19 protein-coding genes are annotated in these 20,478 nt (G+C 64.3%); 11 read left to right on the forward strand and 8 right to left on the reverse strand.

Annotated elements, in window-relative coordinates; translation table 11 throughout:
- The first annotated feature begins 106 nt into the window (after positions 1-106).
- From GE253_RS04620 to GE253_RS04630, 3 genes are read left to right on the forward strand one after another with little or no spacing between them, the layout of a single operon-like run.
- Entirely contained in the window at positions 107-691 is a 585-nt protein-coding gene (locus GE253_RS04620; protein ID WP_153202976.1) for a MarR family transcriptional regulator, read from the forward strand.
- A gap of 3 nt (positions 692-694) precedes the next feature.
- On the forward strand, positions 695-1,894 hold the full coding sequence (locus GE253_RS04625; protein WP_153202977.1) for a DUF2336 domain-containing protein: 1,200 nt from the start codon (positions 695-697) through the stop codon (positions 1,892-1,894).
- A gap of 35 nt (positions 1,895-1,929) precedes the next feature.
- The gene (locus tag GE253_RS04630) at positions 1,930-2,673 is read left to right on the forward strand and encodes a DUF6065 family protein (RefSeq protein WP_153202978.1); all 744 of its coding nucleotides are present in this window, start codon (positions 1,930-1,932) and stop codon (positions 2,671-2,673) included.
- Positions 2,674-2,725: 52 nt separating this feature from the next.
- Here GE253_RS04630 and GE253_RS04635 read toward each other — a convergent pair whose 3' ends face one another.
- Together GE253_RS04635 and mprF are read right to left on the reverse strand one after the other, a co-directional pair.
- Positions 2,726-4,096, reverse strand: coding sequence for an AcvB/VirJ family lysyl-phosphatidylglycerol hydrolase (locus tag GE253_RS04635; protein ID WP_153202979.1), 1,371 nt, complete (start codon positions 4,094-4,096; stop codon positions 2,726-2,728).
- Positions 4,093-6,669 carry a bifunctional lysylphosphatidylglycerol flippase/synthetase MprF gene (gene mprF, locus GE253_RS04640; protein WP_153202980.1) on the reverse strand — a complete coding sequence of 859 codons (2,577 nt, stop codon included), beginning with the start codon at positions 6,667-6,669 and terminating at the stop codon, positions 4,093-4,095. The genes GE253_RS04635 and mprF overlap by 4 nt, the downstream gene beginning before the upstream one ends.
- A 242-nt stretch (positions 6,670-6,911) precedes the next feature.
- On the opposite strand from mprF, the gene GE253_RS04645 reads away from it, so the two are divergent.
- Positions 6,912-8,192: an aspartate aminotransferase family protein gene (locus GE253_RS04645; RefSeq protein WP_247878510.1), complete on the forward strand. Its 1,281-nt coding sequence runs from the start codon at positions 6,912-6,914 to the stop codon at positions 8,190-8,192.
- Positions 8,193-8,389: 197 nt separating this feature from the next.
- Here the strand turns inward: GE253_RS04645 and kynU are convergent, their stop codons facing one another.
- Positions 8,390-9,625: a kynureninase gene (gene kynU / locus GE253_RS04650; protein WP_153202982.1), complete on the reverse strand. Its 1,236-nt coding sequence runs from the start codon at positions 9,623-9,625 to the stop codon at positions 8,390-8,392.
- A 129-nt stretch (positions 9,626-9,754) separates the two neighbouring features.
- On the opposite strand from kynU, the gene GE253_RS04655 reads away from it, so the two are divergent.
- From GE253_RS04655 to GE253_RS04665, 3 genes are all read left to right on the forward strand, one after another.
- Positions 9,755-10,420: a fumarylacetoacetate hydrolase family protein gene (locus GE253_RS04655; protein WP_153202983.1), complete on the forward strand. Its 666-nt coding sequence runs from the start codon at positions 9,755-9,757 to the stop codon at positions 10,418-10,420.
- A gap of 155 nt (positions 10,421-10,575) precedes the next feature.
- The gene (locus GE253_RS04660; protein ID WP_173012497.1) at positions 10,576-10,965 is read left to right on the forward strand and encodes a DUF983 domain-containing protein; all 390 of its coding nucleotides are present in this window, start codon (positions 10,576-10,578) and stop codon (positions 10,963-10,965) included.
- 37 nt (positions 10,966-11,002) lie between these two features.
- On the forward strand, positions 11,003-12,391 hold the full coding sequence (locus GE253_RS04665; RefSeq protein ID WP_153202984.1) for a PLP-dependent aminotransferase family protein: 1,389 nt from the start codon (positions 11,003-11,005) through the stop codon (positions 12,389-12,391).
- A gap of 161 nt (positions 12,392-12,552) precedes the next feature.
- Here the strand turns inward: GE253_RS04665 and GE253_RS04670 are convergent, their stop codons facing one another.
- Positions 12,553-13,749: an MFS transporter gene (locus GE253_RS04670; RefSeq protein WP_153202985.1), complete on the reverse strand. Its 1,197-nt coding sequence runs from the start codon at positions 13,747-13,749 to the stop codon at positions 12,553-12,555.
- A gap of 123 nt (positions 13,750-13,872) precedes the next feature.
- On the opposite strand from GE253_RS04670, the gene GE253_RS04675 reads away from it, so the two are divergent.
- The 4 genes from GE253_RS04675 to GE253_RS04690 all read left to right on the forward strand — a co-directional run bounded on the left by GE253_RS04675 (position 13,873) and on the right by GE253_RS04690 (position 16,811).
- Positions 13,873-14,373, forward strand: coding sequence for a MarR family transcriptional regulator (locus tag GE253_RS04675; RefSeq protein WP_153202986.1), 501 nt, complete (start codon positions 13,873-13,875; stop codon positions 14,371-14,373).
- Between the two features lie 90 nt (positions 14,374-14,463).
- Positions 14,464-15,057, forward strand: coding sequence for a peptidoglycan recognition family protein (locus GE253_RS04680; protein ID WP_153202987.1), 594 nt, complete (start codon positions 14,464-14,466; stop codon positions 15,055-15,057).
- The gene (locus tag GE253_RS04685; RefSeq protein WP_153202988.1) at positions 15,051-15,440 is read left to right on the forward strand and encodes a hypothetical protein; all 390 of its coding nucleotides are present in this window, start codon (positions 15,051-15,053) and stop codon (positions 15,438-15,440) included. The genes GE253_RS04680 and GE253_RS04685 overlap by 7 nt, the downstream gene beginning before the upstream one ends.
- A gap of 69 nt (positions 15,441-15,509) precedes the next feature.
- Positions 15,510-16,811 (forward strand): class I SAM-dependent methyltransferase, encoded by a 1,302-nt coding sequence (locus GE253_RS04690; protein ID WP_153202989.1) that lies wholly within the window; start codon positions 15,510-15,512, stop codon positions 16,809-16,811.
- Positions 16,812-16,902: 91 nt separating this feature from the next.
- Here GE253_RS04690 and ccoP read toward each other — a convergent pair whose 3' ends face one another.
- The 4 genes from ccoP to ccoN are packed head-to-tail and all read right to left on the reverse strand — an operon-like array spanning position 16,903 to position 20,171.
- Positions 16,903-17,772 carry a cytochrome-c oxidase, cbb3-type subunit III gene (gene ccoP / locus GE253_RS04695; RefSeq protein WP_153202990.1) on the reverse strand — a complete coding sequence of 290 codons (870 nt, stop codon included), beginning with the start codon at positions 17,770-17,772 and terminating at the stop codon, positions 16,903-16,905.
- 12 nt (positions 17,773-17,784) lie between these two features.
- Positions 17,785-17,964 (reverse strand): cbb3-type cytochrome c oxidase subunit 3, encoded by a 180-nt coding sequence (locus GE253_RS04700; protein WP_153202991.1) that lies wholly within the window; start codon positions 17,962-17,964, stop codon positions 17,785-17,787.
- 12 nt (positions 17,965-17,976) lie between these two features.
- Entirely contained in the window at positions 17,977-18,705 is a 729-nt protein-coding gene (gene ccoO, locus GE253_RS04705) for a cytochrome-c oxidase, cbb3-type subunit II (protein ID WP_153202992.1), read from the reverse strand.
- 14 nt (positions 18,706-18,719) lie between these two features.
- Positions 18,720-20,171, reverse strand: a complete 1,452-nt coding sequence (ccoN, locus tag GE253_RS04710; RefSeq protein WP_153203394.1) for a cytochrome-c oxidase, cbb3-type subunit I — start codon at positions 20,169-20,171, stop codon at positions 18,720-18,722.
- Between the last annotated feature and the right edge of the window lie 307 nt (positions 20,172-20,478).

A 20,478-nucleotide genomic window follows, 5' to 3' on the forward strand; every position in this document is an offset into this window, starting at 1 on the left:
GTGCGGCCCGTCTATGACGTTTGGATATAATGCGTGTGGATGCAAATCCGGCGGGATGATCCAAAGGGGATGACGGATGGCGGCGGGCGAAGAGGGATTTGGCAAGATGATCAGATTGACCCGGATTGGTGACCGGTCACTCGACGGCACCGAACGTTCGGTGGAGAACCGGGGTGTAGAGGCTCGCCAGCCCGATGGCCGCACCGGGGATACCTCGCCTGCCAGCACTGTGGCCCTTTATCGGGATATTGCCCGTGTCATCGATCATATGCAGCGCCGGCTGCATGACGTGGTGCGGGTGGAGTTGGGCCGGATCGGCGTGGATGATATCAGCCCGATGCAGGTGCTGATGCTGTTGAATATCGGCGATGATGAGCTGTCCGTCCGCGACCTGATGGAGCGCGGCTATTATCTGGGCTCCAACGCCAGCTATAATCTGAAGCATCTGGTCGAACAGGGCTATGTTGACCGGGCCGCTTCCCAGCGCGACCGCCGCGCCGCCCGGCTGCGTCTGTCGGAAAAGGGCGAATGGCTGTGTGCGGAGATCGGCAAGCTGGAAAACCGGCAGGCCACCCAGCTGCTGCGCAACCCCGCCGATGGTACCGATCTGGAAACGACCTATCGGATGCTGCGCCGGCTGGAGCGTATGTGGGGTGATATCGTCCGCTATGACGGCCGCGGCCAGGACTGAGGCATGGGCATCGTTCCCCGCCTGCAAGAAGGGGATCTGGCCGCCCCGCCCCGGCCCATTATCCGTGCCCGGCTGACCAGCCGGGATGTTGATCGGCTGTTGCGCCAGCCCGGTGCGGAATCCCGCATCGAAACCATGGCCAAGCTGGTCACGGAGATGGAGGAAGGCAGCCTGACCGAAACGGAAAAGCGGTTGGCGCTGGATATTCTGCGCGCCTTTGCCGCCGATGCCGAAACGGAGGTACGGGCCGCGGTCGCCTGGCAGATCCATAACAGCCCCATCCTGACCAGTGATCTGGCCGAACGGCTGGTGCGTGACGTGGCGCAGGTGGCCGTGCCCATCCTGAAATATGTGGACGGGCTGCCGGAGGCGCTGCTGCTGGAGGTGGTGGCCGAACGGGATGCGCAGAAGCAACTGGCCATTGCCGGCCGCCGCAGTGTCTCGGCCGCCGTGTCGGCTGCCCTGGTGGAAACCGGCAATGTGCTGACCGTGGTGCATCTGTTGCGCAATCGTGGAGCCGCCGTGAAGGAAACCACGCTGGAACGCGCGGCCGAGCGGTTCGGCCAGTTCCGGCTGGTGGCCGACAGCGTGGCGGCCCGGCCGGAAATCACCCTGGCCATGGTCGAACGCATGATCGCCCTGGTGTCGGAAGATGTGCGCCAGCAACTGATCCAGGATCACCAAATCGAACCATCCCTGGCCAAAAGGCTGGCCGAGGGCGGGCGGGAGGCGGCGACGCTGCGCCTGCTGCAGCCGCTGCTGCTGTCGCCGGATGATGCGGAAATGGTGGCCCGCCACCTGTTCCGCCAGGGCCGTTTGACGCCGCAGGTGCTGTTCCGCGCGCTGTGCGCCGGCGATCTGGAACTGTTCGTCGCCGGCATGGCGGCGCGGGCCAATATTGCCAGCCAGGCCGCCAGCATCCTGGCCTGGGATGATGGCGTGCTGGGCCTGCATTGCCTGCTGGATGCCGCCGCCGTGCCCCCTGCCCTGACCGGACCGTTCCGCACCGCCCAGCAGGTGGCGCTGGACAGCGACTATGTCAGCGGTCATTGCCCGCGGGAAAAGTTCCAGGCCCTGGTGGTGGAAACCCTGTTCGACCGCTATGCCGATACGGCAGAGCGGGAGGTGGATGAACTGCTGATGCAGATATCCGATCAGCCCGGCTTGGATATTGGGGCGGAGCTGATGCCACAGCGGGTGTAACCGATCACACCAGAATGGCATTGGAAAGGCGAGGCATGAAGCTGACCTGCTACGCGCTCTATGATCCGCCGCCGCTGCTGCGCCCGGCACCGGCGACGCGGGACTGGATGGATGCCACGCCGGACGGCTATGCCTATCGCTGCCTGCCGCTGAATATTGCCAATGCGCATGGCTGGGAAATCCTCTGCCCCATCGGGTTCAGTGCCATCTGGGATGGCGGCACCAGCCCAACAGCGATGCGGGTGACACTGGATGCCGGCGACCGACCGCCGGCCATTTCGCATTTCGGGTCCGGCATCCTGACCTTCCATGTCGAGGCACTGTTCCGCACCGAACCGGGCTGGAACCTGTATGTGCAGGGGCCGGCCAATGCGCCCAAGGATGCTATCGCGCCCTTGACCGGGGTGGTGGAAACCGACTGGGCACCCTACAGCTTCACCATGAACTGGAAATTCACCCGTCCCGGCCAGACGGTGCGGTTTGAGGCGGGGGAGCCGTTTTGCGGCCTGTTCCCGGTGCGGCGCGACCTGATCGGACAGGTGGAACCGGAAATCCGCCGCCTGTCCGATGCACCCGACCTGCTGGCCGAATATCATTCATGGTCAGAGGGGCGCACCCGCTTCAACGCCGAGTTGGCTCAGCCGGAATCCGCAGCACGGTCGGCAAAATGGCAGAAAAGCTATTATCTGGGTAACCGCCCGAATGGTAGCAGCGCCAATGCCGACCATATCATCAAACTGCGCCCTGCCGCCTTCGCCGATCGGCGGGAGGGAGAATAGGGACGAATTTACAACTTGATACCGACGGACATGTCGCACTCCTCTTTGGATATCAAGGGCTTGTGGACACCGCCTGCAGGCGCCGCTTCGCCCCGTCCGCGATCATCTCCGCCAGATGCTCGTAATTTCCATCGAAATGGTGGCCGCCTTCGGTGGTGATGGTCTCCACCCCCATTTTCTGCAGCGTCGGACAGAGGCTTTCCTCATCCTCCTTGCCATTGAAGCACTGGATCAGCCCCAGCGGGATGCGCTTCAATTCCGGCAGAATGGGTTCAGCCTTGTCATTGCCGTTGTTCAGGAACTCATCCAGCGAAATCTCAAAATTCGCCTTGTCGGACACACCCAGCAGGGAAAGCTGGTGCACCGCCGCCTTATCCTCATCCGGCAACTGGTTATAGATGGCGGGCAGCACATCGGCCCCGAAGGAATAGCCCACCAACACCACCCGTGCCTCCGGCCATTTCGCGTGGTAGAAGCGAATCATGCGTGACAGGTCACGCGCAGCCTCGACGGGTTTCTTGTAAGACCAGAAATAACGCAGCATATCCAGGCCGATGGTGGGGATGCCCTCCGCCACCAGCCGTTCGGCGACATCCTTGTCCAGGTCACGCCAGCCGCCATCACCGGAATAGACGAAGGCGATCACGCCGTGGGTTGGTTTGGTCGGCATTTCCACCAGGGGCAGACTGTCCAGCGTATTGTCATCCGTTGGTGCCAGGGTGGCGATGCGGGCCATTACCGCCTCGGCCAGGGCATCGGCGGCGGAGGCCGGGCTGCGGATCGGCTCCGGCGCGCGCATGGTGGCTGCTTCCGCAGTCGCCCGCGCCAGATCGCCGTCACCGGTCACGACTATCTTGGCGAAAACAGCCGAGCGATCGCTATTAATATCGTCATTGGGGCAAATCGGTCGCTTCGATTCCCCACCGGGGGCGGGGTCAATGGCCACCACGCCACCGGTGGTGGCGCGGGATGTTTCCGCCCCGATGCGCAGGGCCAGGGTGGCACCGGGGCCGATGCCGGCCAGCACAGGCAGGTGATAGGTGCCGCTGCGCAGATAGCGCTGGGTATTGCGGCTGATATCCTCCACCACCCATTTCGGTTCCAGGCAGTCCACCTTTTCCCGTTCCATGGCGGCCAGGGTCTGATCCAGGCTGGCACCGATGACCAGGATGCCTTGATCGGCCAGACGCTCGGCCAGTTCCTGCTCGGCCGCGCCCCAGCCCTTGCCCTGGGAGAACAGGATCACCGCGCCGGTATTGTCACCGACGGGCTGGTACAGATGCAGCCGGCCCAGCAGCCCGCCGGGCATGGTGGGGGGCAGATAGCCCTGATGGGCCACATCACGCCAGGTGCGCCAGCCGAAAAATGTCAGCAATGACAAGGTGATGACCCAGATCAGGGCCAGCTTTGCACTTTTACTCATTTACCCACCACACCTCGCAAACCGCCGCTGATCAGCACGGTGACATCGGCCAGGGCCAGCATCGGGTTGATGCCGCCGGAAACCGCCATGTACCGCGCCTCCCACCGGGGCTGGAACTTTGACTTGAAGGCCCGCAGGCCGCTGAAATTATAGAAACGGTCGCCATGGTCATAGACGGCGCGGCCCACCCGGTGCCACATGCTGGCGGCATCGCTGTCCGACAGGCCGGCCAGCGGCGCCATGCCCAGGTTGAAACGCTGATAGCCCTGTTCCTTGCACAGCAGAATCAGACGCAGCAGCAGATATTCCATCGCCCCCGGCGGTGCCGCGCGGGAGAAGCGCATTAGATCAATGCTGATCTCCTCCTTCAGGTCCGTGCTCATCAGGTTGGCGAAGGCGACGATGGCGCCGTCACGCCGCAGCACGGCCACCGGCCGCAGCGCCAGGTAATCGGGCTCGAAGGCGCCTAAGGAGAAACGTTTCTCCCGCACCTCATGCGCCTCCAGCCAATCATCGGAAACGGCCTGTAGTTCCGCCATGGCCGCCGGCACGGCCTCTGCCGGGATGATGTCAAACACCAGCCCGTCGCGCTCCCCCCGGTTCAGGGCATTGCGCTGGTTGGCGCGTTTGGCCCCTTTCAGGTCGAACGGGGGCAGGTCAAGGAAGGCATCTTCGCCCAGCTTGAAGGCGGCCAGCCCGGCATCGGCATAAAGCGCCAGATTTTCTGGCGCCACCTCATAGAACACCGCCCGGCCGCCGGCGGCGCGCGCCATTTCCACAAAGCGCCAGACCAGTTGCGGCCAGGCATCACGCGGGCCGACCGGATCGAACAGGGCGATCCAGGATCGGCCCTGGCAGCCATACATGATGAAGGCCCGGCCATCGTCGGAGAACAGCAGGCTCTTGTCGCCCAGCAGGGCCAGCAGGGCACCGGTGCGCGGCTGGGCATCGACGATGGCGCGGGCGCGGGTCAGTTCCGCCGGCCCGGCGGGGCCGCTGCGCACCCGGCTATGGCCCAGCAGGGAGAGTGCTGCGGCCACGCCAGCCACCAGACCCACCCCCAGCATGGCGCGCAGGGAACGCGGCGCCTCCTCGGAAAACTCGAACTGCCACCACAGGCCATGGGCGTATTCCACATCCTTATAGACGAAGAACAGGATGGTCAGCGCCGTCAGCAGCAGCACCCCCACCGCCAGCAACCAGCGGGTGGTCAGGGTCTGGTGCAGCAGGGAACTGCGCCGGTCGAACCGGCGCCGGCTGAACAGCAGCAGCAGCAGCAGGCTGCCCAGCAGGCACGCCTCCGTCAGGGCCAGCCCCTTGGCCAGCGACAGCAGGATGGCAACGGGCAGCATCGCCACAGCCGCCCACCAGGCACCATCCAGGCGATAGACCAGCCCGCGCGCCACGATGAACAGGCCCAGCCCCAGGATGGAGGAGAGAAAATGCGCCCCTTCCAGCAGGGGCAGCGGCAACAGGTTCGACAGCAGTTCCAGATCGCGGTCGGCTGCCGGGGTGACGCCGGAAAAGATCAGCATGGCCGACAGCACCAGCGCCAGCGTGCCCAGCACCGGCGGCGCCATGCGCCCGCCCACCTTGCCCAGGCGCGATCCCGCCACGGCCAGTGCGGCACGCCGGGTTTCCAGCACGCTGACCACCAGCCCGGCCAGCAGCAGCGGCACCACATGATAGATGACGCGATACAGCAACAAGGCGCCCAGCACCTGTTCGGTATCCACCCGGCTGCCCAAGGCGGCCAGGATCACCGTTTCAAACACGCCCAGCCCGGCGGGCACATGGCTCAGCACGCCCAGCCCCACGGCCACGGCATAGACGGCAATGAAACCGGTCCAGCCGATCTCCAGGCCGGGCAGCAACAGCCACAACGCGCTGCCGGCGGCGGCGATATCGACAATGGCGGCGGCCATCTGGCCCAGCATCAGCCGGGGTTTGGGCAGGATCAGCCGGGTTTTGCCCAGTTGCACGCTGCCCTGGTGGCCGGCCAGCCAGATCAGCAGGCCCAGCCCGGCCAGGATGGTGATGCCCAGCAGGCGTGGTACGCTGCCGGGCAGGCCCAGGCCCGCGACATCGCCGGCAATCAGCAGCCCCAATCCGGTGGTGGCCGCCAGCCCCAGCCCGAAGGTGGCAGTGACAAAGGCGATGATGCGCGCCACCTCCTCCGGCTCCAGCCCATGCGGGGTATAGAAACGATAGCGGATGGCCCCCGCCGTCAGCGGGCCGAACCCGGCCGTATTGCCCACCGCATAGGCGCAGAAAGAGGCCAGCATGATGGTTGGCGACGGCATGGGCCGGCCGATCCAGGCCAGGGCGGCGCGATCATAGAAGGTCAGGGCCAGGAAGCTGGCGGCTGTCATGCCCAAGGCCGCACCGATGGCCCAGAGCGGGGTGGCCCGCAGCGCCTCCATCACCTCGTCATAGGAAATCTCATTGGCCAGCCGGGTGGCGGCGAACCATCCCGCCGCTGCCACCGCCAGCACAGCCAGGGCCGTGAGCGCGGTGCGCAGATGGGGCCGCCTTGTGGCGGGCTCCGGGCCAAGCTCCTGATCGTCACGCATTCCGACGGGGTCCAACTGCCTTTTTCGGCGGCGATCATGCCGCAACCTTTGTCATAGAGCCACGCGCGCGCAAAGCATAGGGGGCGCAACAGTTTGGCAGGGGTTGACACGGAAATTTCGCTTGAAACCAACCTTGCCGAGCCAGGGTGGAAAGCGCCATGCTGGTCGGAAGCTTCCATCCTTGCCGGAGATCAAGAGTGCCCGACCCGCAGACGCGCCCCAATAATCTGGATGCCTTCTGGATGCCGTTCACGGCCAACCGGCAGTTCAAGCAGGCGCCACGGCTGTTGGTTTCCGCCAACGGCATGTATTACCGCAGCGAGGATGGACGGCAGATTCTCGACGGCACTGCCGGTCTCTGGTGTGTCAATGCCGGCCATTGCCGGGCGGAAATCACCGCCGCCATTCAGAAACAGGCGGCGGAAATGGATTTCGCCCCCACCTTCCAGATGGGCCATCCGGTGGCGTTTGAGTTCGCTTCCCAGCTGGTGCAGTTGCTGCCGCCGGGGCTAGACCATGTGTTCTTCACCAATTCCGGCTCCGAATCGGTGGATACGGCGCTGAAAGTGGCGCTGGCCTATCACCGGTCACGCGGGGAGGGCCAACGAACCCGGTTCATCGGGCGGGAGCGCGGCTATCACGGGGTTGGTTTCGGCGGCATCTCCGTCGGCGGAATCGTCACCAACCGCAAGGCGTTTGGCGCGCAATTGCCAGGTGTGGACCATCTGCCCCACACCTATGACCGCACCCATCAGGCCTTCAGCCGGGGCCAGCCGGAATGGGGCGCCCATCTGGCGGATGAGCTGGAACGCATTGTTGCCCTGCATGATGCCAGCACCATCGCCGCCGTGATTGTGGAGCCGGTGGCCTGCTCCACCGGCGTGCTGGTGCCGCCCAAGGGCTATCTGGAAAAGCTGCGGGCCATCTGTGACAAGCACGGGCTGTTGTTGATTTTTGATGAGGTCATCACCGGTTTCGGCCGGCTGGGCACGCCCTTTGCCACCGATTATTTCGGCGTGATGCCGGATATCATCACCTCGGCCAAGGGCTTGACCAATGCCACCGTGCCGATGGGTGCCGTCTTCTTCCAGAAGAAGATCTATGATGCCTTCATGACCGGGCCAGAAAACGCCATTGAGCTGTTCCATGGCTACACCTATTCCGGCCATCCGCTGGCCGCCGCCGCCGGTCTGGCGACGCTGGATCTCTATCGCAATGAGGGGCTGTTGACCCGGGCGGCGGAACTGGCCGGTTACTGGGAAGTGGCCATGCATTCGCTGCGCGATGCGGCCCATGTGGTGGATATCCGCAATCTGGGCCTGATCGGCGCCATTGAGCTGGAGCCGATTGCCGGCCAGCCGACCAAACGAGCCTTCAGCGCCTTCCTGAAATGTTTTGAAAAGGGCCTGCTGATCCGCACCACCGGCGACACCATCGCCCTGTCCCCGCCGCTGATCGTGGAGAAGGGGCAGATCGACCAGATCGTCGATACGATCCGCACCGTATTGACAGAGGTGGAATGAGCATAGAGGGCGGAACCGGTCACGGTTCCATCCTATTCCTGTTAGCGATATGACGAAATTCTTTCTGTTTCCCTCAACCCTCTAACCGTCATTCCCGCGAAGACGGGAATCCAAAATCCGGGCTGTTGTATGGATTCCCGCCTTCGCGGGAATGACAAGGGAAAGTCGAAATACGTCATAAACTTACGGGCGCCAGCTCACGTCACCGCCTCCACCTGCTGGAACCGGGCTTCCTGCCAGCGCCCGCTTGCCATGATCTCCGCCAGCACGGCCACCGCGTCCCACACATCCACATAGCGCAGATAGAGCGGGGAGAAGCCGAAGCGCAGCGTATCCGGCGCCCGGAAATCACCAATCACCCCCGCCTCGATCAGCGCCTTCATGATCGGATAGCCCTGCGGATGCGACAGGGCGACATGGCCGCCGCGTTCGGCTGCCAGCCGTGGGCTTTCCAGGCTGAATCCGTACCCGGTCACGCGGATTTCCAGCAATTCAATGAACATATCCCCCAGCGCGCTGGATTTGGCGCGGGCCCGGGCCGCATCTGCCCGGCAGGCCAGATCGATCCCGGCTTCCGCCCCGGCCAGTGACAGGATGGGCTGGGTGCCGGTCAGCATCCGGGCAATGCCCTCGGCCGGCTGGAAATCCCGGTCAAAGGCAAAGGGGGCCGCATGGCTCCACCAGCCCGACAGGGGCTGGCGCATGGAGGCATGGTGGCGGCGGGCGGCGAAGATGAAGGCGGGGCTGCCCGGCCCGCCATTGAGATATTTATAGCTGCAGCCAACGGCAAAATCCGCCCCGGCCCCGTTCAGATCGATCGGCACCGCCCCGGCGCTGTGGCACAAATCCCAGACCGTCAGGGCACCCGCCACATGGGCGGCCGCCGTGATCCCGGCCATATCCAGCAGATGCGCGGTCTTGTAATGCACATGGGTCAGCGCCACCACCGCCACATCCGGGCCGATAGCATCGAGAATGTCGTCTTTCTCGACAAAGCGAATTGTGTGGCCGCGATCCAGAAACCGCGCCAACCCCTGGACGATGTAATTATTGGTGGGGAAATTGCTCCCCTCCATCACAATCACTTTGCGGTCGGGCCGCAAGTCCAATGCTGCGGCCACGGCCTTGAACAGGTTCAGGCCGGTGGCATCCGTCACCACCATTTCCCCCGATTCGGCACCCAGCAGCCCGGCCAGCTTGTCGCCCAGCCGGCGGGGGGCGCTGTACCAGCCGGCGCTGTTCCAACTGCGGATCAGCCCTTCGCCCCATTCATTGGCCGCCACCTCCGCCACCCGCGCCGCAGCACGGGCAGGCAGGGGGCCCAGCGAATTGCCGTTGAGATAGATGATCCCTTCCGGCAGGGCGAATTCCGCCCGGAAAGTGGCCAGCGGATCGGCCCGATCCAGCACCGCCGCCTGTTCACGATTCATCATCGGGTTTATCCCTGTTCTGTCCGTACCCCTGGCACATCATGATGGCGTGGCCGCGTCAAGCGGCTTGGTTCCCGCCCCGGCCTTGTGTTTATCTGCGCCCATCCTTCCCCCCAGACCGGGACCGCCCTGATGAGCCATTTTGCCTTTGATCCGCCGCCGATTGCCGCCCTGCCGGTGCTGGGTAGTGACAGCCTGTTTCCTGTCGGCCGCATCTTCTGTGTCGGGCGGAATTACGATTCCCATGCGCGGGAGATGGGGCAGGCCAACCGGGAACCGCCGTTCTTCTTCACCAAGCAGCCCAATGCCCTGGTGGCGGGCGGCGGTGCCGTTCCCTACCCGCCGCTGACCGCCGACCTGCATCACGAGGTGGAACTGGTGGTGGCCATCGGCCCCGGCGGGTCGATTTTCGGCTATGGCGTGGGGCTGGATTTCACCCGGCGCGATCTGCAGGCGGAAATGAAAAAGGGCGGCAAGCCCTGGGACATGACCAAGAGCTTTGACGCCGCCGCCCCGGTTTCCGCCCTGCGCCCGGCAGTAGAAGTGCCCCAGGTGGCGACCGGCCGCATCACCTTGACGGTGAATGGTCTGCCCCGGCAGGAAGGCGATCTGTCGGAAATGATCTGGACCGTACCGGAAATCATCGCCGAACTGGCGCGCTACCAGCCCCTGGCTGCCGGCGACCTGATCTTCACCGGCACGCCTGCCGGGGTGGGGGCCGTGCTGCCCGGCGACCGGCTGGAAGGCAGCGTGGCAGGGGTCGGCTCCCTGGTGGTGGAAATCACCGTCGCCGGCTGACCCGCCGGCATATTGACCGGATTGTATGGGGTGCTTGGGGTGGATAGTCGCAGTTCATGCGGCCCCTCTGGCCCAGCCCCTCGAAACTGTTAGAAGAATGTCTGACAAAAATACCTACATTCTTCTAACAGAACATCCATACAGTGAGGTCGATCATGGAACCGCGTCGCTTGTCCGATTTCGCCGGCACCCCGATGGGGCTGGGGGTGCGCGGCCTCTGCCCGGCCTGCGGCAAGGGGCATATTTTCAAGGGTTACCTGTCGCTGGCCAAGCAATGCAATGTCTGCGGGCTGGATTACAGTTTCGCTGACCCGGCCGATGGTCCCGCCTTTTTCACCATGTCGATTGTCAGTTTCCCGCTGGTCGGTTTCGCCGTCTGGCTGGAGCTGGCTTTCCAGGCCCCCTATTGGGTGCATCTGGTCACCACGTTACCGCTGGCCGTGTTTTCCTGTCTGGCCTTGCTGCGCCCGCTGAAAGGCTGGCTGGTCTGTTCGCAATATATGAACAAGGCAGAACAGGCCCGGCTGGACGCGGAAGAGGATTGACATGCACCTTCCTCCCGCTCCCCCGACAATCCAGACAATGTCCCCGGCAGCGGGCTGGAACCCGCATGGCCGCATCGGGGCCGGCCCGCTTTATCGCGCCATTGCCGAGGTGATTGCCAGCGACATTGCCAATGGCCAGTTGCGGCCCGGCGACCGGCTGCCCACCCATCGCGCCCTGGCGGCGGCCCTGGGCATCGACCTGACCACCGTCACCCGCGCCTATGGGGAGGCACGGGCGCGGGGGCTGGTGGATACGGCCGTGGGGCGCGGCACCTTTGTGCGTGACCGGGTGGTGATCCCGCCGGCCGTGCGGGCGGTGGAACTGGACCTGTCGATGAATATCCCGCCGCGTCCGCAAGGGCTGGACCTGCAGGCAGCCCTTTCCCGCACCATGGCGGCGGTGACCCGGCGGGCCGATCTGCTGCGCCTGCTCTCCTATCAACCGGCCGGCGGTGCCCTGGCCGACCGGGCGGCGGGGGCAGCCTGGCTGGCCCCGGTTCTGCCGGATCTGCCAGCGGAGCGGGTGCTGATCACCGGCGGGGCCCAGGCGGCCCTGGCCGCCCTGCTCAGCGCCCTGATACGGCCGGGGCGGGTCGTGCTGTCCAGCTGCCACACCTATCCGGGCTTCCGAGCGGCGGCGGCGGCACTGGGGCTGGCGGTGCGTGGCGTGGCGATGGATGCCGACGGGCTGTGCCCCGAGGCGCTGGCAGCCGCTTGTGTGGCGGGCGATGTCGATGTGCTTTACCTGACGCCCACCCTGCACAACCCCACCACCGCCACCCTGCCGCTGGAGCGGCGGCAGGCCATTGTGGAGGTCGCCCGCCGTCACGGCTTCTGTATTATTGAAGATGATGCTTATGGAGTGTTACCAGTCACTCCGCTCCCGCCTTTGGCCGCGCTTGCACCGGAATTGGTATGGCATGTGGCGACCCTGGCCAAAGTGCTGACGCCCGGTCTGCGGCTGGCCTATATCGTGGCCCCGGATGTTGCCAGCGCCGCCCAAGGCCGGGCGGCCCTGCGGGCCATCGCCCAGATGCCCCCACCGCTGTCGGTGGCCACCGCCTCGGCCTGGATCGCCGATGGCACGGCGGCGGCCATTCTGCAGGGCGTGCGGGCAGAGGCGCAGGCCCGCCAGCATTTGGCTGCCCGTCTGTTGCCCCCTGCCCTGGTTTCCGCCCGCGCGGAGGGCCATCACCTCTGGCTGACCCTGCCAGCCGGCTGGACGGAGGCGGATTTCGTCGCGGCCGCCCGCCGGGCGGGTGCAGCCCTGGTGCCGGGCAGCGCCTTTGCGGTGGGGGAGGTTGTTGGTTGCCATGTGCGGGTGGCGCTGGGGGCGGCACCCGACCATACCGGCCTGGCGCTGGCCTTGGAGAATATTGCCGAACTGCTGGCCGACGGTCCGCCGCAATCCCTGGAAATCGTGTGACTGGTTACGCCTTGTTGCCATGATCAGCACCGGCGGTCCTGATCATGGCCCTCAATCGCCGGCGCCAACGTCCGTTGGCTTGGCTTACGCGCCCATGGGGGCGCGGGCTGGCAGTCGCCAGCCTCCAATCCGCCAAGGGTCAAACCCTCGGCGGATTGGTATTACGCCACCTTCAGCGGTTTGAAACGGCTTGTGATGATCATCATCACCAGCACACCAACGGCCATGGCGGCCCAGGCCCAGGTCAGATCAGCGAACCGGTCACGCAGCCAGCCGGCCAGCAGCGGCATAAGGCTGGCGATCAGATAGCCACCGCCCTGCACGATGGAGAGCAGGGCCCCGGCATCGGCGGGGTTTTCCGACTGGTCCATGGCCAGGATCATGGAGAGTGGGAACAGGGACCCGATCCCCAACCCCACCAGGATGCAGGCTGGCAGGGCCAGTACCGCCGGGGCCAGCATCAGGCAGAGTAAGCCGCCAACCAGCAGGCTCAACACCAGAAAGACCGGCCCGCGCCGGTCATGGAAGCGGCCGATGACGGCCGACACCGTCAGCCCGGCCACCACCTCCGTCATGGTGACACCGGCCATCAGATATCCCGCCGCCGCCCGGTCCCAGCCCAACTGGGTGTAAAAGGGCGGCAACCAGGCCAGCACCAGGGTGAAGGCGCCGGTACCGATGCCGAAAAAGGCCAGCAGCAGCCAGGTCCGCCGCCGGCCCCACCAATTGACCGGACCGGTGGCGCTGCTTGCCACACGCCCGCTGGCGCCCGGGACATCGCCACTGCTGACCAGCCAGAGCACAAGGGCCAGGGCCGCCGGCACGGCCCAGAAGGACAGTGCCCCGTTCCAGCCCAGCCAGTCCGACAGGCCGGCGGCCGAGGCGGCAGCGATGGAAGCCCCGCCCATGATGGAAGTGGTGTAAAGCCCCATCATCCGCCCCACCTGATCCGGGTGGCGGCGCTTAATGGTGGCGGGCAACAGGGCCTGGACCAGGGCGATGCCGATGCCGGCCAGCAGGGCCGTGCCCAGCATGGCCAGCCCACCCAGGGGGGCCGCCCGCAGCAGGCAGGCCAGCGCCACCAGGGCCGCCCCCAGCGTGATGCCACCCCGCTCCCCCAGCAGGCGGCGCAACATCCCGCCCGCCATGGAGAAAACCCCCATGGCCACAATGGGCAGCACGGTCAGCAGGCTGGCGCCCGTGCTGGATAATCCGGTGTCGGGCTGGATCAGATCCAGCAGGGGGCCGATGGCGGCCAGGGCCGGGCGCAGGTTCAGGCCCAACAGCAACATCCCGGCAATGGCCAGGGCGGTGCCGGTCCGCCGGGGCGCCCCGGCGGCGGTGGTACAAATCGTCATGGTGACTCTATCCCTCTGGCTTTGTTGCGATCCGCCGGGTTCACCCCGATTGCCGCACTGCCTTTGCCTGCTATAATGTCTTATCAAAAGATATCTTACCGCTAAGATATATAGGGGGCAGCCATGCGGGATCGGGCCGGCGAAGCAGCGGCGCAATGGGCGCGGGAGCGGCCGGAGCTGGACGCACAGCCCATGGTGGTGATTGGCCGTTTGCTGGAGGCGGCACAACTGATCCAGCGGGACGGGCTGGCCCCGTTCCTGGCCGCCCACGGCCTGCAGCATGGCGAATTTGACGTGCTGATGACCTTGCGCCGGGCCGGCGCCCCCTTCCGGCTGACGCCGACCGCACTCTATGAAGCGGCGATGATCTCCTCTGGCGGGATGACGTGCCGGCTGGACCGGCTGGAAAAGGCCGGGCTGGTGGCACGTCACGCCAATCCGGCCGACCGGCGCGGCCTGCTGGTGGGGCTGACCGACCAGGGTCTGTCCCTGATCGACGGCATCCTGGAACCCCATATCGCCAATGAAGATCGCCTGCTGGCCGGGCTGGACCCGGTGGAACGTCAGGCGCTGGATGGGTTGCTGGCCAAATTGCTGGCGGGCCTGCCCCCGCCGCGGGGATAACGCCCCTTTCGGTGATCATACCGACGCCCGGTTGCAGGTGTGTTGTCTGCAGGTACATAATACCCCATCCGACCGGGGACGGGGTGTCACATGCTGCTGGATGGTGAGGGCTGGGCCGTTGATCCGAAAGTGACGAAACAGCCCTATTTCAATCTACGCCAGGGGGAGATGACGGCGATCAACGGCATCGTCGTGCATCAAACTGCCTCTCCTACCCTGCAGTCTACCTTGAACAGCTATCAGTCTGCCAACCCGAATGGGGCGCATTTTCTGATCGACAAGGATGGTACGCTGTATCAGACAGCCTCTATCCGTTGGCTGCTCTGGCATGTGGGTAAGTTGCGATCCCGCTGTCTGGTGCGCAAAGTCTGCACGCCCAAGGAGTTGAAGGCGCTTAATCCCGGCACCTGGAACCCGAGTGGTGTCCACAAGATTGAAAGCCGTAAGAAGTTCCCAGACCGCTTTCCGATGAATGCCGACTCCATCGGCATCGAAATTGTCGGCAATGTGATTGATGAATCCAAAGATGCAGTCTTTGAAACGGTGACAGTGGCGCAAAACCGCTCGCTGCAATGGTTGGTAGCCGAACTGTGCCGACTGCTGTCGATCCCGGCGGCGGAAATCTATCGGCACCCGGAAATCAGCTACAAAAAACCTCATGAGGCGGAGACGGCACAATGGTAAAGGCCAGCTATGGCCTGGGTGTCTGGCCGGTCCTGCTGCTGGCCGCCTGTACCAGTGCCGCGAATGGTACTTTGCCCGTACAAAATCTGACAGTGCTGGAAACGGGTCTGTATCGGGCAGGCGAACTCAACATGCCTGCCGATCTCTGCCCCAAATTCCGCCCAACGGAGCGACAGGTGACGAACTGGCTGCGCCACGCGCGGGAAGTCGATAAAATGATCTATTATGCCGATGGCATCTTCTCCGGCTGTCGGGCTTCAGGAGAGTTGACCCTGCAAGATGGCAGCCGCCATCGCTGGTATCTGGATGCCGGGGGCGTCGCCATGATTGAGAAACAGGGCGGGGATTTGCGCTATTTCACGGGGGAGACGTTCACCCTGTGATCCGGGCTATTGGTGTGCGGGCGGCTTTCCTGCTAGAGCAGCGCATTCACGCCCACCGGACCACCTGCCATGACCGATCATCCCTCTCCCCGTGAAGCCCAGGCTGCCGAATTGCTCGCCGGGGGCCGCTACCGGGCGGCGCGGCGCCTGCTGCTGCAAGGGCAGGGGCCAACGGGGGCGGGGGAACTGGCGCTGCTGGGCCGCGCCCTGATCGGGCTGCATGAACATGGCAGTGCGCGGGCGGCATTGGAACAGGCGCTGGCCCTGGCGCCGGATGATCCCACCATTCGTTTTGATCTGGCCCGGGCGCTGAACGGGCTGGGACTGATGCATCTGGCCGTGCCGATGCTGGAGGCGCTGCAGGCCGCCCGGCCGGATGATCCGGCCCTGGCCGATGCGCTGGTCACGGCGCTCCGCCGCGATGCGCGGTACGAGGATACGATTTCTATCGCCGAAAGCCTGGAAAAATCCGGACTGGTCACGGAAGAACTGCTTTATCAGCGCGCGCTGTCCGCCCATGCCCTGGGTGATGCGGTGGGGGCGCTGGCCGTGTTTGACCGGCTGCTGACGCTTCGTGCCGGCCATGCCGCTGGCCTTTTCGCCTCCCATGCCTGCCTGCTGGCGCTGCAGGGGCTGCCGGCGGCCCTGGCGCGTCTGGAACAGGCGGCCGATTGTCCGGGTGCCAACCGCAAGTACCGTGCCTTTCTGGATGCCTATCACAGCCTGATGGGCGATCCGGTCACTGATTCTAGTGGTGTCGGTGGTAATCAGGCCATTCTGGAAGGGGCCTTGGCCCTGCGTCCGCATCTGGCCCCCGATTGCCGCCTGTTCGGCCTGTCGGCCGATCTGCTGCGCCATGGGTTGGATCAGACGCAGGTACCGGGGCTGGTGCTGGAATTCGGCGTGCGGCGCGGCACCTCCCTGCGCCATATCGCGGCGGTGGCGGGCCAGCCTGTGCATGGGTTTGACAGTTTCGAAGGACTGCCGGAAAGCTGGGGGAACGAGCCGGCGGGCACCTTCAGCACCAGCACCGACCTGCCCGCCATGCCGGGGAATGTCACCCTACATCCCGGCTGGTTCGACCAGACGCTGCCCGGCTTTCTGGCGGCTCATCCGGGGCCGGTGCGTTTCGTCAATGTCGATTGCGATATTTACAGTTCCAGCGTCACCGTGCTGACCGCGCTGGCCCCCCGGCTGGTGCCGGGATCAGTGCTGGTATTTGATGAATTCATCGGCAACCGCAGCTGGGCCGACCATGAATTCAAGGCTTTCCAGGAATATGCCGCCGCCTTCGGCGTGCGTTTCCACTATATCGCCGTCAGCCCGTTTACGGGGCAGGTGGCGATCCGTCTTTTGTCTGTTGCGGGATGATACCCCGAGATCCCCCCAAGATGCGAAAAGGCCGCCCCCCAATCCGGGAAGCGGCCCTTCCAGCCGGGTCAAAGGCCGTGGTCAGTACCTTTTACTGACCACCACCCAATGCGTGCACATATGTCGCCAGCACCTTCACCGTGGCCGGGTCGAGACGTTCGATCCAGGCCGGCATGGAGCCGCGGCGGGCATAGGTGATGGTCTCGATCACCGTCTTGCGGTCACCGCCATAGAGCCAGATGCCATCCGACAGGCGGGGTGCGCCCATCTCATGCATCCCCTCCCCCTTCTCGCCATGGCAGGCGGCGCAGTTCTCGGCAAAAACCGTGGCGCCGCGGGCCAGAACGGCCGGGTCGGCCGCCGTGCCAGACAAGGACAGCACATAATCCGCCACATCGCCGATCTGTTCCTTGGTCAGCAGACCATCGGCACCGAAGCGCGGCATGTCGGAGATACGGCTGTTCTCGTTGGCATTGCGGATGCCATAGGTGATGGTCTGCAGGATGTCTTCCGGCTTGCCACCCCAGATCCAGTCATCATCGGCCAGGGTGGGGAAGCCGACGGCCCCCGCACCACCGGCACCATGGCAACCGGCGCAATTATCGGCAAAGGCCACGCGGCCAGCCGCCTGGACATAGCCCATCAGGGCCGGATCCTTGCGGATTTCCTCAATCGGAGTGGCCACGATCTTGGCGCGGGTGTCGGCTTGCGCTGCCTTCTGCGCCGTCAGCGTTTCCGCCAGCTCGGCACGCCGTGTCCACCCCGACGTGCCACCGAAATGGCTGCTCAAGGTCGGCCAGGAGGGGTACAGCACCGTATAGGCGATGCCCCAGACGATGCAGAAATAGAAGGTATAGAGCCACCATTTCGGCAGCGGCGTATTCAGTTCTTTGATGCCGTCCCACTCATGGCCGGTCGTATCCTGGCCGGTGGTGGCATCCTTTTCGATCTTGGTCGGCATGATGGATCACCTTTAACGGCGGGTCGGGTGGGGGGCATGGCCCCCCAGGTCACTATCGTCCAGCGGAATGCGGGCCTGGGCCTCGAAACGGGCCTTGGAGCCCGGCCGGAACGCCCAGAAACAGATGCCAAGGAACAGCACAAAGAACCAGACCAGCCAGAGCTGTTTCAGCAGGGGGAGGAGTTCAAGCATGGCGCCCTCTCCTTACTGCTTCAGATCTTCGGGATTGATGCGGGTGAAATCGACCAGGGTGCCCAGCATCTGCAGATAGGCCACCAGGGCGTCCATCTCCGTCACTTCTTCCGGCTTGCCGTCAAAGTCACCCAGATGGGCCTTGGGATAGCGGGCCAGCAGGCCGGCCGTATCCGCATCCGGCAGGGCACCGGCCTGGAGACGCACATCCTTCACCGCCTCTGCCACCATCTCGTCCGTGTAGGGGACACCGGCGATGCGCAGGGCCTTCAGGTGATCGGCATAATCCTCGTACTTCAGCGGCCGGTTCAGGAACTGGTAGGTGGGCATGATCGATTCCGGCACCAGGGCGCGCGGATCGTTCAGGTGGGCCACATGCCAGGCGTTGGAGTACTTGCCACCAACGCGGGCCAGATCCGGACCCGTGCGCTTGGAGCCCCACTGGAACGGGTGGTCATACATGCTCTCAGCCGCCAGGCTGTAATGGCCATACCGCTCCACCTCATCCTTGAAGGTGCGGATCTGCTGGCTATGGCAGAGATAGCAGCCTTCGCGGATATAGATGTTCCGCCCCGCCAGTTCCAGCGGGCTGTAGGGGCGAACCCCGTCAACCCGCTCGATCGTGCTTTCGATGGTGAACAGTGGCACGATCTGCACCAGACCGCCGATGGACACGGTGAGCAAGGACAGCACCGCCAGCAGCAGGACGTTCTTTTCAATGATCGCGTGGGAGAACTTCATGATGGGCCCCCTCCTTACTCGGCGGCCACGGCGGCAACAGCCGACTGCGGCTCATTGCTTTCGGCGCTGCGGATGGTGCGGAACAGGTTATAGGCCATGAACAGGGCACCGGTCAGGAACAGCAGCCCACCCGTGCCACGGATGACATAGTAGGGGTGCATGGCCGCAACCGTTTCCACGAACGAGTATTGCAGGAAGCCATACTCATCATAGGCGCGCCACATCAGGCCCTGCATGATGCCGCTGACCCACATGGCGGTGATGTAGAAGACGATGCCAACCGTGGCCGTCCAGAAGTGCCATTCCACCAAAGCCTTGGAATAGAGCCCCTTCTTATTCCACAGCACGGGAACGATGTAATACATCATGCCGAAGCAGATGAAGGCGACCCAGCCCAGCGCACCGGAATGCACATGGCCGATGGTCCAGTCGGTATAGTGCGACAGGCCGTTGACTGCCTTGACCGACATGACCGGGCCTTCAAAGGTGCTCATGCCATAGAAGCCGACGGCGGTGACGGAGAAGCGCAGACCCGGATCGGTGCGCAGCTTATCCCAGGCACCCGACAAGGTCATGATCCCGTTGATCATGCCGCCCCAACTCGGCATCCACAACACGACCGACATCACCATGCCCAGCGTCTGCGTCCAGTCCGGCAGGGCCGTATAGTGCAGATGGTGCGGGCCGGCCCAGATATAGAGGAAGATCAGGGCCCAGAAGTGCACGATGGACAGGCGATAGCTGTAAACCGGCCGCTGCGCCGCCTTGGGGATGAAATAGTACATCATGCCCAGGAAGCCGGCGGTCAGGAAGAAGCCCACCGCATTGTGGCCATACCACCACTGGATCATCGCATCCTGCACACCGGCCCAGGCGATATAGCTCTTGGTGCCGGTGAAGCTGACCGGGATGGTCACATTGTTCACGATATGCAGCATGGCAATCGTGATGATGAAGGCCAGATAGAACCAGTTGGCCACATAGATATGCGGCTCACGGCGTTTGAACAGCGTCCCGGCAAAGGCGATCAGATAGGCGACCCAGACAATGGTCAGCCACAGATCGACATACCATTCCGGCTCGGCATATTCCTTGCCCTGGGTGATGCCCAGCAGATAGCCGGTGGCGGCCATCACGATGAACAGCTGATAGCCTAAGAAGACAAACCAGCCCAGATAGGCGCCGCCGAACAGCGGTGCACGGCAGGTGCGCTGCACGACATACAGCGACGACCCCACCAGCGCACTGCCGCCGAAAGCGAAGATGGCGGCCGATGTGTGCAGCGGTCGCAGACGGCCGAAGGTGGTCCATTCCAGGCCCAGATTCAGCGACGGAAAAGCCAATTGAAAGGCGATATAGACACCGGCGGCGAAAGCCGCGATGCCCCAGAACATGGCGGCGACCATGAAGGCCCGGACCACATCCTCGTGATAGGATTCTGTGACCACGGGCCTCACGCCCACCATCCCCTGCGCCCCGATGGCGCTTGCTACACCCATGACGACCCCCGGTATCGACGTAATGATTGCTCGGGCGCGGACGTTTACAGCGCCCGCAATATCGCCTTGATGCGCTGTTCCGGGCCAATCCGCATTGACATGCATCAAGGTGCCGTCTGGCGCTTTCTGGGGTGGTCATCAGCCGCTTCCTGTGCCAGATATCCAGGGGCTCGATGGCCGCTATTGTTCGGATAATCCGAATTGTCTTATCATAAAACTCCTCTTTATTCACCGGCTTTGCCGACCCATGTTGCAGCGCACAGTGCCGGGAAGT

The sequence above is a fragment of the Niveispirillum sp. SYP-B3756 genome, assembly GCF_009495745.1.
Lineage (GTDB): Bacteria > Pseudomonadota > Alphaproteobacteria > Azospirillales > Azospirillaceae > Niveispirillum.

What these genes read in the sequence shown, in the direction of transcription:
- GE253_RS04620 (WP_153202976.1), top strand. Translation starts at nt 107, where the DNA reads ATGATCAGATTGACCCGGATTGGTGACCGGTCACTCGACGGCACCGAA.
- GE253_RS04625 (WP_153202977.1), top strand. Translation starts at nt 695, where the DNA reads ATGGGCATCGTTCCCCGCCTGCAAGAAGGGGATCTGGCCGCCCCGCCC.
- GE253_RS04630 (WP_153202978.1), top strand. Translation starts at nt 1,930, where the DNA reads ATGAAGCTGACCTGCTACGCGCTCTATGATCCGCCGCCGCTGCTGCGC.
- GE253_RS04635 (WP_153202979.1), bottom strand. Translation starts at nt 4,096, where the DNA reads ATGAGTAAAAGTGCAAAGCTGGCCCTGATCTGGGTCATCACCTTGTCA.
- mprF (WP_153202980.1), bottom strand. Translation starts at nt 6,669, where the DNA reads ATGCGTGACGATCAGGAGCTTGGCCCGGAGCCCGCCACAAGGCGGCCC.
- GE253_RS04645 (WP_247878510.1), top strand. Translation starts at nt 6,912, where the DNA reads ATGCCGTTCACGGCCAACCGGCAGTTCAAGCAGGCGCCACGGCTGTTG.
- kynU (WP_153202982.1), bottom strand. Translation starts at nt 9,625, where the DNA reads ATGATGAATCGTGAACAGGCGGCGGTGCTGGATCGGGCCGATCCGCTG.
- GE253_RS04655 (WP_153202983.1), top strand. Translation starts at nt 9,755, where the DNA reads ATGAGCCATTTTGCCTTTGATCCGCCGCCGATTGCCGCCCTGCCGGTG.
- GE253_RS04660 (WP_173012497.1), top strand. Translation starts at nt 10,576, where the DNA reads ATGGAACCGCGTCGCTTGTCCGATTTCGCCGGCACCCCGATGGGGCTG.
- GE253_RS04665 (WP_153202984.1), top strand. Translation starts at nt 11,003, where the DNA reads ATGTCCCCGGCAGCGGGCTGGAACCCGCATGGCCGCATCGGGGCCGGC.
- GE253_RS04670 (WP_153202985.1), bottom strand. Translation starts at nt 13,749, where the DNA reads ATGACGATTTGTACCACCGCCGCCGGGGCGCCCCGGCGGACCGGCACC.
- GE253_RS04675 (WP_153202986.1), top strand. Translation starts at nt 13,873, where the DNA reads ATGCGGGATCGGGCCGGCGAAGCAGCGGCGCAATGGGCGCGGGAGCGG.
- GE253_RS04680 (WP_153202987.1), top strand. Translation starts at nt 14,464, where the DNA reads ATGCTGCTGGATGGTGAGGGCTGGGCCGTTGATCCGAAAGTGACGAAA.
- GE253_RS04685 (WP_153202988.1), top strand. Translation starts at nt 15,051, where the DNA reads ATGGTAAAGGCCAGCTATGGCCTGGGTGTCTGGCCGGTCCTGCTGCTG.
- GE253_RS04690 (WP_153202989.1), top strand. Translation starts at nt 15,510, where the DNA reads ATGACCGATCATCCCTCTCCCCGTGAAGCCCAGGCTGCCGAATTGCTC.
- ccoP (WP_153202990.1), bottom strand. Translation starts at nt 17,772, where the DNA reads ATGCCGACCAAGATCGAAAAGGATGCCACCACCGGCCAGGATACGACC.
- GE253_RS04700 (WP_153202991.1), bottom strand. Translation starts at nt 17,964, where the DNA reads ATGCTTGAACTCCTCCCCCTGCTGAAACAGCTCTGGCTGGTCTGGTTC.
- ccoO (WP_153202992.1), bottom strand. Translation starts at nt 18,705, where the DNA reads ATGAAGTTCTCCCACGCGATCATTGAAAAGAACGTCCTGCTGCTGGCG.
- ccoN (WP_153203394.1), bottom strand. Translation starts at nt 20,171, where the DNA reads ATGGTGGGCGTGAGGCCCGTGGTCACAGAATCCTATCACGAGGATGTG.